The following is a 15249-nucleotide window of genomic DNA, read 5'->3' as shown; positions in this document are numbered from 1 at the left end:
CAGTGGACTTCCTGGGAATCATCCTGTGGCCGCTGAAATGGGCTGTTGAGCTCATTCTCGTTGCGTGGCACTGGCTGTTCACGGCGATCGGAATGGCGCCGGCCGACGGAATGACCTGGGTGCTGTCGATCGTCGGTCTGGTGATCGTGGTGCGCGCGGCGGTCTTCCCGCTGTTCGTGAAGCAGATCAAGAGCCAGCGCAAGATGATGGAAATCGCTCCTGAACTGCGAAAAGTCCAGGAGAAGTATCGCGGCAAGAAGGATCAGCTCTCTCGCGAGGCGATGAGCCGCGAGACCATGGCGCTCTACAAGAAGCACGGCACGACGCCGATGTCGAGCTGCCTTCCGCTGCTGGTGCAGATGCCGATCTTCTTTGCGCTCTTCAGCGTGCTGAACGACGTGCAGAAGATCGCGAAGAATTCCGACTTCGCTGGTGTGGGCCTGCTCAGCAATGAGCTCACTCAGCAGTTCTATGACGCCAAGCTGTTCGGCTCCGTGTCACTGCACGAGACGCTCAGCGTCGCGTGGGAGTCGCAGAACATGACGGCGATCATCCTGCTCGCCACGCTGGTCGTGCTGATGATCGTCTCGCAGTTCTTCACCCAGCTGCAGATCATCTCGAAGAACCTGTCGCCAGAGGCCAAGACCGGCCAGGCGTACCAGATGCAGAAGATCATGCTCTACGTGCTGCCGCTGGGCTTCATCTTCTCGGGCGTGTTCTTCCCGCTCGGCGTCGTCATGTACTGGTTCGTGTCGAACCTGTGGACCATGGCGCAGCAGTTCCTCGTGATCCGCGAGATGCCGACCCCCGGTTCCGAGGCGGCGAAGGCGCGCGAGGAGCGTCTTGCTCGCAAGGGCAAGGCGATCAATGCGCAGGGCAAGGTCGTTCCGATCGCGGTGTACGAGGCTGAGGAGCAGCGCAAGCTCGAGGAGCTCGAGAAGGCGAAGGCCGAGGCTCCGAAGCGTGAGCAGCCGATGAGCAAGAAGCGTGCGAAGAAGAAGGGCTCCAACTGATGACCGATGACGTGAAGGCCGCGCCGTCGGTCGAAGAGCTCGAGCACGAGGGCGATGTCGCCGCTGACTTCATCGAGGAGCTGCTCGACATCGCCGACATCGACGGTGACCTCAATCTCGATGTGCGCCAGGGCCGCGCCTATGTTTCGGTCGAAGCGGAGGGCAACGGCTTGTCTGTGCTGTCCGCGCCCGACACGGTGCAGGCACTGCAGGAACTGACCCGGCTGGCCGTTCAGAGCAAGACCGGAACGTTCTCCCGTCTGATCCTCGACATCGGGGGATCGCGCGATACCCGTCGCCGCCAGCTCGAGCAGCTGGTGGATGCCGCTGTTGCGAAGCTCGATGAGGGAGCCAGGCAGGCATCCCTGCCCTCGATGTCGAGCTACGAGCGCAAGCTGGTGCACGACATCGTCTCCGATCGTGGACTGACGTCGGAGTCGTACGGCGAGGGTGCCGACCGGCACACGGTGATCTCGCGCGGTTGACGCGATGTTTCACGTGGAACATTCCGATCGCTGAAGCGGTCGAAGCGGGTTGAAGCGCCCAGATCTCATCCGTTGTCTCCCAAAGACCTAGGATCCCCACATGGACAACCCCACCGTCGAGTCCGAACCCGCGGTCGCAGCAGAGCTGTTCGGTGACCGTATCGATCTGGCGCGTCAGTTCACTGAGGCGCTGGTGGCGGAGGGCGAGCTTCGGGGACTGATCGGTCCTCTCGAGCTTCCGCGCATCTGGACCCGGCACATCCTGAATTCGGCGATCGCTGCCCCTCTCTTCCATGGATCGGTTGCCGACGTGGGATCGGGCGCGGGTCTTCCCGGCCTTGTGCTCGCGATCAGCCGCCCCGATGTGCACTGGACTCTGATCGAGCCGATGGACCGTCGAGTGACCTGGCTGAACGAGCAGGTGGATGCGCTCGGTCTCGACAACGTGAAGGTGATGCGCGCCCGCGCGGAAGATGTCGGACTGGAGTTCGATGTGGTCACCGCCAGGGCAGTGAGCGCGATGCGCACACTGGTGCCGATCACGGCACCACTGGCGAAAGATGGCGGCGAACTGATCCTGCTCAAGGGGCACAATGTGCCGGCGGAGATCGAGTCAGCACAGAAGGTGCTCCGGAAGCACAAGGTGACCGACGTCTCGGTACAGGTGCTGGGGGAGGACATCCTCTCCGAGACCACCCGTGTGGTCCGCGCCCGCGTCCGCGCCTGACCCCCGGTCGATGCGCGAGCGGGCCCCCCGGTCGTTGAGCGAGCGCAGCGAGTCGAAACGCCCGTTCTGCGTGGCGCGGCGGATCGTCCGGTTCTCCACATCCGCGCACCCGCCAGGTACCGCCCCATGCCTACGGCGCTAGATTCCGTGAATGACCGGGTTCACCTACGTACTTCGCTGCTCCGATGGGACCTTCTATGCGGGCAGCACCAAGCACCTCGACGATCGAATCGAAGCTCATCAGCAGGGATTGGGAAGCGACTACACCACCAGTCGACGCCCCGTCGAACTCGAATGGTTCGCAGAGTTCGACCGCATTGACGAGGCATTCGCGCTTGAGAAGCAGATTCATGGGTGGAGCCACGCAAAGCGACTCGCCTTCATCGAGGGCGGATTCGATGCCATCAAGGGGTGGAGTGCCCGAGAGCGGGCCCTGCGCGCACGACGGTGACCGGGGGAGCCGGGTGCATCGGTCGTTAAGCGAGCGCATTTCGTCTCGTTCACGTGAAACATCGGTCCCTTGGCTGCGCTCGCTCTTCCTGCCGAGGTGTGAGTACCCCCGGTCGTTGAGCGAGCGAAGCGAGTCGAAACGTCCCTTCTCTGCAGGCTGGGGCCTTTCGTCTCGTCGCTGCGCTCCTCGCTCAATGACCGGGGATGCGGTGTTTCACGTGAAACACGTATCCAAGGCTGCGCGCTCGTCATTTCGTACCGGGCGCGAGTTACTCCCCGGTCGTTGAGCGAGCGAAGCGAGTCGAAACGGCCCTACCTGCGGGCTGGGCCATTTCGACTCGTCGCTGCGCTCCTCGCTCAATGACCGGGGAAGGGGAGTGCCCTCGGCCGTTGAGTGAGCGAAGCGAGTCGAAACGTCCTTGCCTGCGGGCTGGTTCATTTCGTCTCGTCGCTGCGCTCCTCACTCAATGACCGGTAATGGGGATTGCCTCGGTCGTTGAGCGAGCGAAGCGAGTCGAAACGTCTTCAATCTTCACGGGGCATTCGTCTCGTCGCTGCGCTCCTCGCTCAATGACCGGGGGATCGGTGTTTCACGTGAAACATGGGTTCCATGGCTGCGCTCGCCCTTCGGTGCCGGGGTGTGAGTACTCCCGGTCGTTGAGCGAGCGAAGCGAGTCGAAACGTCCTTGCCTGCGGGCTGGTTCATTTCGTCTCGTCGCTGCGCTCCTCACTCAATGACCGGTAATGGGGATTGCCTCGGTCGTTGAGCGAGCGAAGCGAGTCGAAACGTCTTCAATCTTCACGGGGCATTCGTCTCGTCGCTGCGCTCCTCGCTCAATGACCGGGGGATCGGTGTTTCACGTGAAACATGGGTCCCATGTCGGCGCTCGCCATTTGGTGCCAGGTGTGCGAGTACTCCCGGTCGTTGAGCGAGCGAAGCGAGTCGAAACGTCTTTGCTTGCGGGCTGGTTCATTTCGTCTCGTCGCTGCGCTCCTCGCTCAATGACCGGGGAGCGAGCGCAGGGAGTCGAAACGTCCTTTCCTGGGGCATTTCGACTCGTCGCTGCGCTCCTCGCTCAATGACCGGGGGCCACAGCGAGTCGACCCGTCTTCCTCGTCGCTGCGCTCCTCGCTCAATGACCGGGGGGGAGCGACCGCGGGGAGTCGAAACGTCTGCTCATCGCTCAATGACAGAGGCGTGAGGCCGGGGCTCAGTGAGTGGGGGAGGGATCACGTAGAGTGGAGGACGGTCCCGAAAGGAGTCGATGTTTCACGTGAAACCATCCGACAACGCATCGCCGAACCAGGATTTCGGGATGGATACCCCGCTTGCCCGGGAGCTCGCAGACCTCTCGTCTCGACGCAAGGCTCTCAAGGCGGTTGACGTCCAGTTCAGCGGCGACACTCGTGTCTTCACGGTGTCGAATCAGAAGGGTGGCGTCGGCAAGACGACGACCGCGGTCAATCTGGCATCCGCTCTCGCAGATCTGGGTGCGAAGGTGCTGGTCATCGACCTCGATCCGCAAGGCAACGCCTCGACGGCCCTCGGGGTCGCCCACTCGGCAGACACGAAGAGCATCTACGACGTGCTGATCAACGACCTCCCATTCGGCGAGATCGTTCAAGACAGCCCCGAGTCCGAGAACCTCCGCTGCGCACCCAGCACCATCCACCTCGCAGGTGCCGAGATCGAGCTGGTGTCGCAGGTCGCCCGAGAGTTCCGACTTCGGCGAGCACTGGAGGAGTACCTCCGTGAGAACCCCGTCGACTTCGTCATCATCGACTGCCCGCCCTCACTCGGACTCCTCACGATCAACGCGTTCACCGCGGCATCCGAGGTGCTCATCCCCATCCAGTGCGAGTATTACGCGCTCGAGGGCCTGAGTCAGCTGCTCGGCAGCATTCAGATGATCCAGAAGCATCTGAACCCCGAACTCCACCTGTCGACGATCCTGCTCACGATGTACGACGCGCGCACGCGCCTCGCCCAGCAGGTCGCCGACGAGGTGCGAACCCACTTCCCGCAGCAGGTGCTCAACGCCGTGATCCCCCGTTCCGTGCGGGTATCGGAGGCGCCGAGCTTCGGACAGACCGTCATCTCCTATGACGGCACGTCGGCCGGCGCCGTCGCCTACCGGGAAGCAGCAGTCGAGATCGCGCAGCGCAAGGAATCCGCCGCGCAGAACAAGGGAGCATGATGGCGAAGCGCACGGGACTCGGTCGGGGGATCGGAGCACTCATTCCGACGACGGATCAGGCGGAGCGTCCGGTCGACGTCTTCTTCCCTGGTGCGGTGAAGGTCAAGACGGATGCCACTCCCGCACAGCCTGACGAAAGCACCTCTGCCGCAGATGACGCCGAACTGTCGCAGGTGCCAGGTGTCCGGCTGATCCAGGTCGACCCGAACAGGATCGTCCCGAACCCGCGTCAGCCGCGTACGCACTTCGACGAGGACCACCTCGCCGAGCTCGTGCACAGCGTCCGCGAGTTCGGAGTGCTCCAGCCGGTGATCGTCCGCGAGAACGCGGACGGCGAGTACGAGCTGATCATGGGCGAGCGTCGTACGCGCGCCGCACGCGAAGCCGGCCTGGAGACGATCCCCGCGATCCTCCGCGAGACGGCGGACGAAGACCTGCTCCGTGACGCCCTGCTCGAGAACCTGCACCGATCGCAGCTCAACCCGCTCGAAGAGGCCTCGGCCTATCAGCAGCTGCTCGAGGACTTCGGCATCACTCAGGAGGAGCTCGCCGCCCGCATCGGCCGCTCGCGTCCGCAGATCAGCAACACGATCCGCCTGCTGCGCCTGCCCGTCCCCGTGCAGCAGCGCGTGGCTGCAGGCGTCCTCTCGGCCGGCCATGCCCGGGCGATCCTCTCGGTCGAGACGCCCGAGCAGATGCAGCGACTTGCCGACAAGGTCGTGAACGAGGACCTCTCGGTGCGAGCCACCGAGGCCGCCGCCAAGACGCTGCCGACCACCCCCGGATCCGCGAGCAAGCCCACCGCTGGCGCGCGTCGTGCCTACCTCGATGAGGTGTCGCAGAAGCTCGGCGATCGCCTGAACACGCGGGTGCAGATCGCCCTCGGCGCGCGAAAAGGCCAGCTCAAGATCGAATTCGCGTCGATTCAGGATCTCAACCGCATCCTCGCCGAGCTCGGCGAGGATGAGTTCGGCTCGCGCTGAGCCCGATCGGCTGCAGAGCAGATGAGCGCCGGCACATCGCCGGTGCTCATCTGCCGTTAAGGGGACGTTCACGCGCATCCGGAACCCTCTTCCTGTGCGAAGAGGTTCTGCTCGAGGAGGTCGCGCGCGGGAGCAGTCGGACGCTGCTCGGCCGCGCGTCGGCGATGTCGTCGTCGCACCCCTCTCCGACCTCCACCCGACTCAGTCGACCCTCGGATTCGACGAGATCTGCAGCAAGCTGGGTCGCTACACCCTCGGCAAGAACGCCCCCGAGGCGAAAGGGCGCTCCGACCCGCGTACGCGCACCAAGACCGCGGTCATCGGCCCCGGATCACAGCTGTACCTCACCGACGGACACCATACGTTCACCACACTCGCCGAGATGGCCGACGGCGGTCCCGACGCGCGTGTGAAGCTGCGACTCGTCGCCGACCTGTCCGACGCGACACCCGATGTGTTCTGGGCGACGATGCGGCGGCACGGCTGGACGCACCTGAAAGACGCCGAGGGGCGGACGATCGCACCCGCTGATCTGCCGGCATCGCTCGCTCTCGCCGACTTCGGCGACGATGAGCTGAGAAGCCTGCTCTACTTCGCCCGGGGGATCGGCTACCGTTCGACGGACGTGCCGTTCCAGGAGTTCCACTGGGCCGAATGGCTTCGGACCGAGACCGACATCGATCTTCGGATCCGTCACGAGCACGATGCGTACCTCGACCTCGTCGAGCGGGTGACGCGCGCGCAGGCTTCGCTGCGTCCGGATGCCCGCATCTCAGGCGACCTGACCGCGGCCGATCTGGGCGCGCTGCCGCGCTGGAACGACGGAGCGGCGAAGGGGGAGGGCGCCTTCGGCCGTCTGTCGGCACCCTACGAGAGCCCGCGACCCGGTCGCCTCGCATATGCACTCGAGTTCCGCCAGCTGCACGGCATCCACCCCGCGCATCGCGGCCCCGAGCACGCGCACCGCTCGTAGAATTGTCTGGTGATCCCCTCATTCCCCCGCCGCGCGAGCCTGGAAGTGCTGCGCGCGGAGGCGGGAGACGAGCGCTCGGTGCTGGTGCACGAGCGCCTGCGCGGCGGGGAGGACCCGTGGGACTTCATGTCCGAGCTGCCGTCGGTCGACGAGCTGGTGGTGCTGCTGCTGCGCACCGACGTCTACGAGGACCGCGGGGGGAATCCGCGTGATCCTCGGTGGAACGACCTCGTGCTGCGCAGCATCGCGCACGAGTACCCCGAGCTGAGCCCGACCGTGTGGCGGATGCTCACGGCGTAGCCGCTCAGGACCGCCGCGCCCTGGCATCCGGATGCAGGAGCGCCCGCCACCATGCGGTGACGGGCGCTTTCCGAGAGATCGGGATCAGCCGATGAACGGCGCGAGGTCCTGCTCGAGGGCGAACTTCGGCTTGGCGCCGATGATGGTCGTCTTGACCTCACCGCCCTGGAACACCTTCATCGCCGGGATCGAGGTGATCTGGTACTTCATGGCCAGGTCAGGGTTCTCGTCGACGTTGAGCTTGAGGATCGTGATCTTGTCGGGATGCTCGGCCTGGATCTCGTCGAGCACGGGCGCGACCATGCGACACGGTCCGCACCATGCGGCCCAGAAGTCGACCAGCACGGGTCCGTCGGCCTGCAGGACGTCCTGCTCCCAGGTTGCCTGAGTGGTTGCCTTGGCGGTCATGGATTGTCTCCTTGTTCGGTGTCCACCTGATCAAACGTCAGAGGGGAGGATTGTGTTCCCGTGGCCGCGGGCCGCGGTCACGGCCGGGCGGTCAGCCGACGATGATCTCCGCTGCGACGGCGGCCGGCTCTTCGACCGAGGCGTCTTCGAGATCGGCGATGAAGTGCTCTGCGTCGAGGGCGGCGACCACACCCGACCCGGCTGCGGTGGCGGCCTGGCGGTAGGTGGGGTCGATCACGTCGCCTGCGGCGAACACGCCGGGAACCGAGGTGCGCGACGAGCGACCGTCGACCCAGATCGTGCCGGCGTCGGTGAGCTGCAGCTTGTCGTGCACGAGGTGGGTGCGCGGGTCGTTTCCGATCGCGACGAACACGCCGTCGAGGGCGAGCTCGCGGGTCGAGTCGTCGACCGTCGAACGCAGCCGAACGCCGTTCACCGAGTCGCCGCCGAGGATCTCGTCGACGGTGCTGTTCCAGATGAACTCGATCTTCTCGTTCGCGAACGCCCGCTCCTGCATGATCTTCGAGGCGCGCAGGCTGTCCTTGCGGTGGATGACGTACACCTTCGATGCGAAGCGGGTGAGGAAGGTCGCCTCTTCCATCGCGGAGTCGCCGCCGCCTACGACCGCGATCTCCTTCTCGCGGAAGAAGAAGCCGTCGCACGTCGCGCACCACGAGACTCCGTAGCCCGAGAGCCGCTCTTCGCCCTCGATGCCGAGCTTGCGGTAGGCCGATCCGGTCGCGTAGATGACGGTGGACGCCTCGTGCACCGCACCGCTGCCGAGGATGACCTTCTTGACCGGGCCGTCGAGCTGCAGTTCGGTGACGTCGTCGTACAGCACCTCGGTGCCGAACTTCTCGGCCTGGGCCTGCAGCTTGGCCATCAGGTCGGGGCCCTGGATGCCCTCGGGGAACCCGGGGAAGTTCTCGACGTCGGTCGTGTTCATCAGCTCGCCGCCGACCTCGACGGTGCTGGCGACCAGCAGCGGCGTGAGGTTGGCGCGCGCGGCGTAGATCGCGGCGGTGAATCCGGCGGGGCCGGAGCCGATGATGATGACCTGACGCATGTGCTCTCCTAAAGCGGGATGTCGGGCAGGCGCGTGATGATCCGCGTCGTCTGCTTCAACCCATGGTAACCGCGCCGCATTCCCGTGCGCTGTGGGCACCGCGGTGCGGAAGGCGATCCGGATGCCCGATCCCGGGCATCCGGAAGGGGAGTCAGCGCCCGGGCAGGAACCGGGTGACGAGACCGCGTGCGGCCTGCACCTCGGGGGCGCGGAGCAGCACGAGCACGAGCATGTACACGGCGATGGCGACCAGCCCGATGACGCCGGTTCCGGCGGCGCCGAGCAGCTTGTCGACGAACGTCGACCCCGTCTGCCCCGTCGTCCAGCCCTCGCCGGCGCCGAGCAGCAGGTACATGCCCCAGCCGGCGAAGCCGGCCGGCACCGCGGCGATGAAGAACCTGCCGAGCGACAGCAGCGTCTGCCGCAGCTCGAGGCCGCCGAGGCGGTGACGCAGGATGAGCATCGCGAGCACGGTCTGCACGATGCCCGCGACCGACTGCCCGAGGGCGACGGCGGCGGCGAGCTGGCTGAGCGGGGCGATCGCGGCGGCGAGGTACGAGAACCCGATGATCAGGCCGACCTGCACGAGGGTGAAGACGAACGGGGTGCGGGTGTCGCCGAAGGCGTAGAACGCGCGCTGCACGATGAAGAGCACCGACAGTGGCAGCAGCCCCACGAGATAGCAGACCAGCACCGGCGCCGCGGCGACGGCCTCGGCGGGGCTCTGAGTGAAGATGCGGGTGGCGGGCACAGCGGCGACGGCGAGGGCGATGCCCGACCCGACGATGAAGAGCGAGACGAAGCGGATGCAGCGCGCGACATCCGAGCGCACCTCGTCGCGCCGGTTCGCGTGCGCGTGCTCGGCGATCTGGGTGAAGTAGGGGGTGCCGATCGAGATCGCGAAGATCGAGTAGGGCAGCATGAACACCAGCCACGCGGCCTGCATCATGAACACGGACGGGTGGTCGCCCGACGAGTCCGTGACCACGCGGGTCTGGATGAGACCGGCGATCTGACCGGCGATCACCATGAGGAAGGTCCATCCGGCGAGCGAGCCGACCTGCCCGAGGCCGACGCCCTTCCAGCGGAAGTCGGGGCGCAGGTGCAGCCCGGTGCGCCGCCAGGCGAACAGCAGCAGCACAGCCTGCACGGCGATGCCGAACGTCGCCGTGCCCCCGAGCACGGCGATCATGGTGGGATCCCAGACCGACACCCTGCTCCGGTCTCCGCCGAACAGCGCGATGAACACCAGGAAGCCCGCGATGGAGATGAGGTTGTTCGCGACCGGGGTCCAGGTGTACGGGCCGAAGACGCGTTTGGCGTTGAGCGTCTCGCCGATCAGCGCGTACAGGCCGTAGAAGAACACCTGAGGCAGGCACCAGTACGCGAAGGCGGTGGCCAGGGCCAGCTGCTCGGCGGTGAACTTCGGGCCGTACAGCGCGACCAGCCACGGGGCTGCGAGCATGGCCAGCACCGTCGCCCCGAGGAAGACGACCGTGCCCAGGGTGAACAGCTTCGAGATGTACCCGCCGCCGCCGTCGCTGTGGCCGGCCGACTTCACGATCTGCGGGATGATCACCGCGGTGAGGATGCCGGTCTGGATGATCGTGAAGACGTTGTTGGGCAGTTGGTTCGCGACGGCGAACGCGTCGCCGGCCTGGCTGATGGTGCCGATCGCGGCGACCAGCACGATCGTGCGGAGGAGGCCGGTGATGCGCGAGATCAGCGTCCCCGCACCGAGGATGGCGCTGGCGCGGCCGAGACTGGTCACTGCTCTCCTTCTGCCGGATGCTGCGTCTGCTGAGCCTCGTCTCGGGCATCCGCCCTGCGCCGGCGCACCATCCGCACGCTGCCGACGACGAGCAGCAGCGCGATCACGCCGCCGAGGATGCCGAGGCCGATTCCCTCCCAGTCGGCGCGCAGGGTGACGTCGGCGATCTCGGGCTGGCCGACGGGAACGCCGGTGCTGCTCTCGATGCGGAACCCCACGTCGACCCGGCCGCTGGCGACGCGCGCCTCGATCGGCACATCGACGCGGGTCGCGCTGGATGCGAGGGCGCGCACCTGGGTGACCGGCTGGATGTCGAGACGGGTGTCGGAGGGCGTGCTGAACAGGTTGACGGTGACCGGCCAGGGCAGGTCGTTGCGCACCCACACCGGCAGGGGAGCCGCCGAGGTGAACAGCTGCACCGGCTTCGGCTTCTGCACGCTCACCGAGGTGAGCGTGGTGTTCACCCGGTCGGCGTTCTCGGTGGTGCGCTCGACGAACTGCTCGTCGTCTAGTCCGACGCCGATCGCGCGCAGCACGCGGATGCGGGAGGGGGCGAGCAGCACGGCGGGCTCGTCGAGGATCGTCGCGAAGGCGGCGAGGCGGTCTTCCCCGGCGAGCATGCTGTTCAGCTCGGCGACGCGCGCCCCGGTGCTCGTCTCGGTGAGGGTGACGGATGCCGGTTCGCCGGTGCGCAGGGCGCTGAGCGCCGTGCCCGGCGTGGCGAACGCGGTGAGCGCGGCGCGAAGAGCCTCGGGCGAGCGCGTCTCCGATCGCTCGAGCGCGACAGCGGTGAGCGCGCTGCGCTGCTCGGCGAAGTAGAGATGGCCGGCGGCGCCGGCGAGGTCGGCGTCGGCAGCGGCGGGGTCGGTGCGCTCGACGGCCGCGGACATGCGGGCCGAGGCCGCGGCGTCGGCGATCAGCAGCTCGCGTGCGCCCACAGCGCTGTGCACGGCCGGGTCGCCCTGAACGGAGCTCGAGGGCAGGATCGTGGTGACACGGTCGCCGAGGTATGCCCCGAAGGCGGCGAGGTCGGCCTCCGTCACGTCGGCACGCGGCCACAGGATGCCCGCCTGCGTGCCGCGCACGGCGGTCAGCTCGCTGGTGTCGGGCAGGTCGGGATCGGAGGTGGGCAGCGGTGTCGGAGTCGGCTCGGTCGTCGGCTGGGGATCGGGCTCGGTCGCCGGGAAGTGGGCGGGGTCGAGGAGCGGGGTGAGGTCGGGCACCTCGAGCAGCTGCGCGCGCCCGGCCTGGGCCTGCACCGTGGCGTCGGCGTCGCCGAACTGCAGGGTGAACATGTCGTTCGGCAGGGCCTCGAAGCTCTCCAGCCATTGCGTCGCGCTCGCCGGAGCCGCGTCGCCGAGCAGGCGGATCGCGGCCGGGATCGCGGGATCGATCGCGAGGATCGCGCTCGTGCCCGAGACCGCCTCGACGAGATCGGCCAGTGCGCCGCCTGCGGTGGTCAGGGTCGTCAGCTCGTCGGATGTGAGCAGGGCGCCGTTCTCCGGTGTCGCGGTGACTGGCACGATCACCGCCGTGCGGCTGTCGGTGGGTGCGGTGACCACCAGTACCGATGCCGCCGAGATGTTCCACGGCACGGTCTCACCGTCGGCGTCTGTGGTGGTGGCTCCGGTGAGGCGCGCCTTCAGCGGGTAGACCCCGGGGGCGAGCGGACCGAGCTCGGCGGCCTCGACGCTCACGCCCACCGCGTCCGCTGCGCCATCGCCGACGACGGGAGTGGCCTCGGAGGCGACGCTGCGGAATCCGCCGTCGGCGGTGCCTGCGTCGAGCCAGGCGTCGAGTGCGGCACCGTCGGCGAGGGGTGTGGGATTCAGCTCGAGGCTGAGGCTTCCTGCGGTGAGGTCGCTGTCGGTGGGGTTGTCGATCGTGACCGTGCCGAGCAGATCGGTGCCCGGTGCGACCTCGCCTGCCGCGCCGACCGAGACGAAGAGCTCCACCGCCTGATCTGCCGGCTGCTCGGCCTCTGCGTCGTCGGCCACCGCCGGCGTCGAGACGCCGAGACCGCAGGAGGCGACGACGAGCACCGCGGCGAGGCGGCCCAGCAGCCGACGCGCGCGGGGGCGGAGGCCTTCGCGAGGGAATGTCGAGATCATGAGTGCGGGTCGCCGGCTGCCGATCCCCGGTGCCGACGACGCCCCCGATTCTAGGCCGCGACGCCCCCGGAACCCTGAAGGCGCGTAGAGTGACGGCCGTGCCGGATCGCGCTCAGCCTCTTCCCGATGCCCCTCTCGCGCAGGCGCTCGCCGCCGATCTGGATGCCGCGGACTTCCGCTCGGAGCCGCTGCGGCGGCTGTGGGGCGAGGAGGCCGACGACGCCCTGGGCCGCGGACTGCGCGTGCCGATCCTGCGCGCGCTCGCCTCACGTTCCGACACTCTGGCGACCCTCGGACGACTGTGGGTGCTGGGGATGGCGCAGCCGCTCGTCGCCGTGGAGGCTGCGCTGCCGCGGGTGGGCGTGGCCGGCGCCGTCGCCCTCGGGCTCGCCCGCGTGGACGGCGAGAGCGTGCATCCGACGGCGCTGATCCGCCCGCAGTCCTTCGTCGATGCCGATGGCGTCGGCGAATGGTGGATCGCGAGCGACCTCGACGAGGTCGCGCTCGGCACCTCGCTGCCGGCCGACCATGTGCTGGGCGTCGGCGGCGCATCGCGCACGCTCGCCGAGCTGGTCGTTCCCGCGCCGGTGGAACGGGCGCTCGACCTCGGCACGGGGTGCGGCATCCAGGCGCTGCTCGTGTCGCGGCACGCGGGCCGCGTCGTCGCGACCGACATCTCCGCACGGGCGCTCGGCTACGCCGAGCTGAACGCGCAGCTCAACGGGGTGCACAACATCGACTTCCGCCTCGGCAGTCTCTTCGAGCCGGTCGCCGGAGAGTCGTTCGATCTCGTCGTGTCGAATCCCCCGTTCGTCATCACGCCGCGGGCCACGGGGGTGCCCGAGTACGAGTACCGCGACGGCGGGCTGGTGGGGGATGCCCTGGTCGAGGAGTTCCTGCGGCGTGTGCCTGCGCACCTCGCACCCGGCGGCATCGCGCAGCTGCTCGGCAACTGGGAGTCGCGTGCCGACGGCCGCGGACTCGACCGCGTGCGCTCCTGGGTCGGCGACGACCTCGATGCGTGGGTGATCCAGCGCGAGGAGCTCAGCCCGCTCGGATACGCCGAGTTGTGGATCCGCGACGGCGGGACGCTGCCGCGGGACGCCGAGTTCACCCGGCTCCTGCGAGCATGGCTCGACGACTTCGCCGAGCGGGGCGTGACGGCCGTCGGCTTCGGCTACATCCTGCTGCGACGTGCGCTTCCGGATGCGGGGGAGCGGCGTCTGCGACGATTCGAGAGCATCGCGCAGCCGGTGTCCGACCTGGGGCGGGCGCTCGGCGCCGGTCTCGCCGCTCATGATTCCCTGACCGAGGGCATCCCCGACCGCCTCGTCGTCGCACCCGACGTGACCGAGGCGCGGCGTCTCATGCCGGGAGAGGACGACCCCAGCGTGATCGAGCTGCGCCAGGGCGGCGGCTTCGCGCGCACGATCGGTGTCGACAGCGCGCTGGCCGGCTTCGTCGGCGCGTGCGACGGCGAGCTCACCGTGGCGCAGATCGTCGCCGCGCTGGCCGATCTCTTCGAGGTTCCTCTTGCCGAGCTGTGGGCCGATCTCGAGCCCCGCATCCGCCGGCTGGTGCTGGACGGCATCCTGCTGCCCGCGGAATAGCATCCCGCTTTCATGCGTTTGCATACGGCATGAAGGCATTCGGCTTCCTCTCCTTCGGGCACTACCAGGATGTGCCCGGCTCTGTCACCCGCACCGCCGGCGACATGCTGCGCCAGACCATCGAGCTCGCCGAGGGCGCCGACGAGATCGGCGTCAACGGCGCGTACGTGCGCGTGCACCACTGGGCGCGTCAGGCCGCGTCGCCCATGCCGCTGCTGTCGGCCATGGCTGCGCGCACGAAGCGCATCGAGGTCGGCACCGGTGTGATCGACATGCGGTACGAGAACCCGTTCCAGTTCGCCGAGGAGGCGGCCGCGCTCGACCTCATCGCCGACGGCCGCATCGCCCTCGGCGTGAGCCGCGGGTCACCCGAGACGGCGCTGCGGGGCTACGAGACCTTCGGCTTCCACGACGAGGAGGACACCGAGCGCGGCAGCGTGCTGGCCCGCGAGAAGTTCGACCTGTTCCTCAAGGTGATCGACGGTGAGCGCATCGCGCCAGGCGACCCGCGCATGGTCGGCCCAGGTCAGTACCTCGCGATCGAGCCCCAGTCGCCCACGCTGCGCGACCACATCTGGTGGGGTGCGGGCTCGCGCGCCACGGCGGAGACCACCGGGCGCATGGGCCTGAACATGATGAGCTCGACCCTGCTCGTCGAGGCCACCGGCCAGCCGTTCCACGAGTTGCAGCGGGAGCAGATCGATCTGTTCCGCGCCGCGTACAAAGAGGCCGGCCACACCGGAGCCCCTCGGGTGTCGGTGAGCCGCAGCGTGTTCCCGCTGGTCAGCGACCGCGACCGCGCGTACTTCGGGCTGCGCTCGCGTGAGAGCAACGACCAGGTCGGCATCATCGACGGCTATCGCTCGACGTTCGGCAAGACGTACGCCGACGAGCCCGACGCGCTCATCGAGCAGCTGCTCGCCGACGAGGCCGTGATGGCGGCTGACACGCTGATGCTCACGATCCCGAACCAGCTCGGGCCCGAGTACAACCTGCACGTGCTGCAGGCGTTCGCCGAGCACGTCGCCCCCGCGCTGGGGTGGAAGCCCAACACCGAGGGGCCTGTGCAGGGCGACCCCGTCGCCTGACGCGGGCTGACCCGCGCCGGGGCGCGCCGGGGTTCACCGAGCGTTCATGAGACGGTCGCAGACGTC

14 protein-coding genes are annotated in these 15249 nt (G+C 67.9%); 10 read left to right on the top strand and 4 right to left on the bottom strand.

All coding sequences use genetic code 11. The features are described from left to right. Positions 1–2: 2 nt before the first annotated feature. The 8 genes from yidC (at position 3) to FVO59_RS05590 (ending at position 7129) form a co-directional block, all read left to right on the top strand. Positions 3–1013 carry a membrane protein insertase YidC gene (gene yidC / locus FVO59_RS05625; RefSeq protein WP_182255533.1) on the top strand — a complete coding sequence of 337 codons (1011 nt, stop codon included), beginning with the start codon at positions 3–5 and terminating at the stop codon, positions 1011–1013. Beyond that, positions 1013–1498, top strand: a complete 486-nt coding sequence (locus tag FVO59_RS05620) for a Jag family protein (RefSeq protein WP_182255531.1) — start codon at positions 1013–1015, stop codon at positions 1496–1498. The genes yidC and FVO59_RS05620 overlap by 1 nt, the downstream gene beginning before the upstream one ends. A 100-nt stretch (positions 1499–1598) precedes the next feature. After that, the gene (rsmG, locus tag FVO59_RS05615; RefSeq protein ID WP_182255529.1) at positions 1599–2225 is read left to right on the top strand and encodes a 16S rRNA (guanine(527)-N(7))-methyltransferase RsmG; all 627 of its coding nucleotides are present in this window, start codon (positions 1599–1601) and stop codon (positions 2223–2225) included. Between the two features lie 151 nt (positions 2226–2376). After that, on the top strand, positions 2377–2676 hold the full coding sequence (locus tag FVO59_RS05610) for a GIY-YIG nuclease family protein (protein ID WP_182255527.1): 300 nt from the start codon (positions 2377–2379) through the stop codon (positions 2674–2676). Between the two features lie 1315 nt (positions 2677–3991). Continuing rightward, a complete protein-coding gene (locus FVO59_RS05605; protein ID WP_182255524.1) occupies positions 3992–4873 on the top strand; it encodes a ParA family protein in 882 nt (293 codons plus the stop codon). Beyond that, positions 4873–5856 (top strand): ParB/RepB/Spo0J family partition protein, encoded by a 984-nt coding sequence (locus tag FVO59_RS05600; protein WP_182256533.1) that lies wholly within the window; start codon positions 4873–4875, stop codon positions 5854–5856. Before FVO59_RS05605 ends, FVO59_RS05600 begins: the two co-directional genes overlap by 1 nt. Before the next feature lie 94 nt (positions 5857–5950). Then, on the top strand, positions 5951–6829 hold the full coding sequence (locus FVO59_RS05595; RefSeq protein ID WP_182255522.1) for a ParB/Srx family N-terminal domain-containing protein: 879 nt from the start codon (positions 5951–5953) through the stop codon (positions 6827–6829). Positions 6830–6838: 9 nt separating this feature from the next. Continuing rightward, on the top strand, positions 6839–7129 hold the full coding sequence (locus FVO59_RS05590) for a tryptophan synthase subunit alpha (RefSeq protein ID WP_182255520.1): 291 nt from the start codon (positions 6839–6841) through the stop codon (positions 7127–7129). Positions 7130–7213: 84 nt separating this feature from the next. Here FVO59_RS05590 and trxA read toward each other — a convergent pair whose 3' ends face one another. From trxA to FVO59_RS05570, 4 genes are all read right to left on the bottom strand, one after another. Beyond that, on the bottom strand, positions 7214–7537 hold the full coding sequence (gene trxA, locus FVO59_RS05585) for a thioredoxin (RefSeq protein WP_182255518.1): 324 nt from the start codon (positions 7535–7537) through the stop codon (positions 7214–7216). A 91-nt stretch (positions 7538–7628) separates the two neighbouring features. Beyond that, on the bottom strand, positions 7629–8603 hold the full coding sequence (gene trxB, locus FVO59_RS05580; protein WP_182255516.1) for a thioredoxin-disulfide reductase: 975 nt from the start codon (positions 8601–8603) through the stop codon (positions 7629–7631). 151 nt (positions 8604–8754) lie between these two features. Further along, entirely contained in the window at positions 8755–10374 is a 1620-nt protein-coding gene (murJ, locus tag FVO59_RS05575) for a murein biosynthesis integral membrane protein MurJ (RefSeq protein ID WP_182255514.1), read from the bottom strand. Next, positions 10371–12485 carry a DUF6049 family protein gene (locus FVO59_RS05570; RefSeq protein ID WP_182255512.1) on the bottom strand — a complete coding sequence of 705 codons (2115 nt, stop codon included), beginning with the start codon at positions 12483–12485 and terminating at the stop codon, positions 10371–10373. Before FVO59_RS05570 ends, murJ begins: the two co-directional genes overlap by 4 nt. Before the next feature lie 89 nt (positions 12486–12574). Between FVO59_RS05570 and FVO59_RS05565 the strand changes: the two genes are divergently transcribed. Together FVO59_RS05565 and FVO59_RS05560 are read left to right on the top strand one after the other, a co-directional pair. Next, a complete protein-coding gene (locus tag FVO59_RS05565) occupies positions 12575–14095 on the top strand; it encodes a DUF7059 domain-containing protein (protein ID WP_182255510.1) in 1521 nt (506 codons plus the stop codon). Between the two features lie 29 nt (positions 14096–14124). Next, positions 14125–15183, top strand: a complete 1059-nt coding sequence (locus FVO59_RS05560) for an LLM class flavin-dependent oxidoreductase (RefSeq protein ID WP_182255508.1) — start codon at positions 14125–14127, stop codon at positions 15181–15183. The last annotated feature ends 66 nt before the right edge of the window (positions 15184–15249 follow it).

It is taken from the genome of Microbacterium esteraromaticum (assembly GCF_014084045.1).
GTDB lineage: Bacteria > Actinomycetota > Actinomycetes > Actinomycetales > Microbacteriaceae > Microbacterium > Microbacterium esteraromaticum_D.
The sequence above is the reverse complement of the archived record's forward strand: the minus strand, read 5'-3'. Positions and strand labels throughout refer to the sequence as shown.

Bases quoted from the DNA above. Each gene is read 5' to 3' on its own strand.
- FVO59_RS05620 (WP_182255531.1), top strand. From the start codon at position 1,013: ATGACCGATGACGTGAAGGCCGCGCCGTCGGTCGAAGAGCTCGAGCAC.
- rsmG (WP_182255529.1), top strand. From the start codon at position 1,599: ATGGACAACCCCACCGTCGAGTCCGAACCCGCGGTCGCAGCAGAGCTG.
- FVO59_RS05610 (WP_182255527.1), top strand. From the start codon at position 2,377: ATGACCGGGTTCACCTACGTACTTCGCTGCTCCGATGGGACCTTCTAT.
- FVO59_RS05605 (WP_182255524.1), top strand. From the start codon at position 3,992: ATGGATACCCCGCTTGCCCGGGAGCTCGCAGACCTCTCGTCTCGACGC.
- FVO59_RS05600 (WP_182256533.1), top strand. From the start codon at position 4,873: ATGGCGAAGCGCACGGGACTCGGTCGGGGGATCGGAGCACTCATTCCG.
- trxA (WP_182255518.1), bottom strand. From the start codon at position 7,537: ATGACCGCCAAGGCAACCACTCAGGCAACCTGGGAGCAGGACGTCCTG.
- trxB (WP_182255516.1), bottom strand. From the start codon at position 8,603: ATGCGTCAGGTCATCATCATCGGCTCCGGCCCCGCCGGATTCACCGCC.
- FVO59_RS05570 (WP_182255512.1), bottom strand. From the start codon at position 12,485: ATGATCTCGACATTCCCTCGCGAAGGCCTCCGCCCCCGCGCGCGTCGG.
- FVO59_RS05560 (WP_182255508.1), top strand. From the start codon at position 14,125: ATGAAGGCATTCGGCTTCCTCTCCTTCGGGCACTACCAGGATGTGCCC.